Annotated in this window: 1 protein-coding gene; it reads left to right on the forward strand. The window is 67.5% G+C overall.

Features of this window, described 5'->3' with window-relative positions; all coding sequences use genetic code 11:
- Positions 1-61 precede the first annotated feature (61 nt).
- Positions 62-1,381 (forward strand): IS256 family transposase, encoded by a 1,320-nt coding sequence (locus CRM73_RS19255; RefSeq protein WP_229588804.1) that lies wholly within the window; start codon positions 62-64, stop codon positions 1,379-1,381.
- Positions 1,382-1,420 lie beyond the last annotated feature (39 nt).

A 1,420-nucleotide genomic window follows, 5' to 3' on the forward strand; every position in this document is an offset into this window, starting at 1 on the left:
GGGACTATCGCAGTAACGGTGTAAGAGGCCCAATCACCCCGTTCGGGGTTGGAGGGTCGACATGAGCGAGAACATCGAGACACTGGTGGACGTGAGCCCACCGACACCCGGTGACGAGCCGGAAGAGAACGCGCAGCTGAGCGCGGTCGAACAAGACACCGTCCGGGAGCTGGTCCGTGCCGCCCGCGCCAGCGGGGCGGCGTTGACCGGTCCCGGCGGGCTGTTGAAGCAGCTGACCAAGATGGTCGTCGAGGCCGCCCTGGACGAGGAGATGAACGAACACCTCGGCTACCAGCCCGGCGAACCCGAGGGGCGTAACCGGGGCAACTCGCGCAACGGGAGGCGGGTCAAGACGGTGATCACCGACAACGCCGGCCCCGTCGAGATCGAGGTCCCACGGGACCGGGAAGCCAGCTTCGAGCCGGTGATCGTGCGTAAGCGTCAGCGGCGGCTGACGGACCTGGACCAGGTCGTGCTCTCGCTGTCGGCCAAGGGGCTGACCACCGGGGAGATCAGCGCGCACCTGGGCGAGGTCTACGGCGCGGAGGTCTCCAAGGACACCGTCACCCGTATCACCGACCGCGTCGTGGACGAGATGCAGGCCTGGTGGGCCCGGCCCCTGGAGCAGGTCTACGCGGCGGTCTTCATCGACGCGATCATGGTCAAAGTCAGGGACGGGCAGGTCCGCAACCGACCCGTGTACGCCGCGATCGGGGTGGACCTGGCCGGGCACAAGGACATCCTGGGCATGCGGGCCGGGGACGGCGACGGGGAGTCGGCGAAATTCTGGTACGCGGTCCTCAACGACCTGAAGTCCCGCGGGGTCAGGGACGTGTTCTTCGTGGTGTGCGACGGGCTCAAGGGCTTGCCCGACAGCGTGAACGCGGTGTTCCCGCTGGCCACGGTGCAGACCTGCATCATCCACCTGATCCGCGGGACGTTCCGGTACGCCTCGAGGAAGTACTGGGACGAGCTCGCCAAGGACCTCAAGCCCGTCTACACCGCCCCGACCGCCGCTGCCGCCGAGGCCGCCCTGGAGGAGGTGGAGGACAAGTGGGGCGCCCAGTACCCGGCGATCAGCCGGCTGTGGCGGGCGGCGTGGAGCGAGTTCGTGCCGTTCTTGGACTACGACGTGGAGATCCGCCGGGTGATCTGCTCGACGAATGCCATCGAGTCCCTCAACGCCCGGTTCCGCAGGGCGGTGCGGGCACGTGGCCACTTCCCGAATGAGCAGTCCGCGATGAAGACGCTGTACCTGGTCGTGCGATCCCTGGACCCGAAGGGCACCGGGCAGACACGATGGGTCACACGGTGGAAGCCGGCGCTGAACGCCTTCGCCATCACCTTCGCCGACCGGATGCCGGCGGCGGAGAACCACTAACCATGGAAACGCCTCTTACACCGTTAGAGCGACAGTCCC

Source organism: Kocuria sp. CCUG 69068 (assembly GCF_020833785.1).
Lineage (GTDB): Bacteria > Actinomycetota > Actinomycetes > Actinomycetales > Micrococcaceae > Kocuria > Kocuria rosea.

What these genes read in the sequence shown, in the direction of transcription:
- CRM73_RS19255 (WP_229588804.1), top strand. Translation starts at nt 62, where the DNA reads ATGAGCGAGAACATCGAGACACTGGTGGACGTGAGCCCACCGACACCC.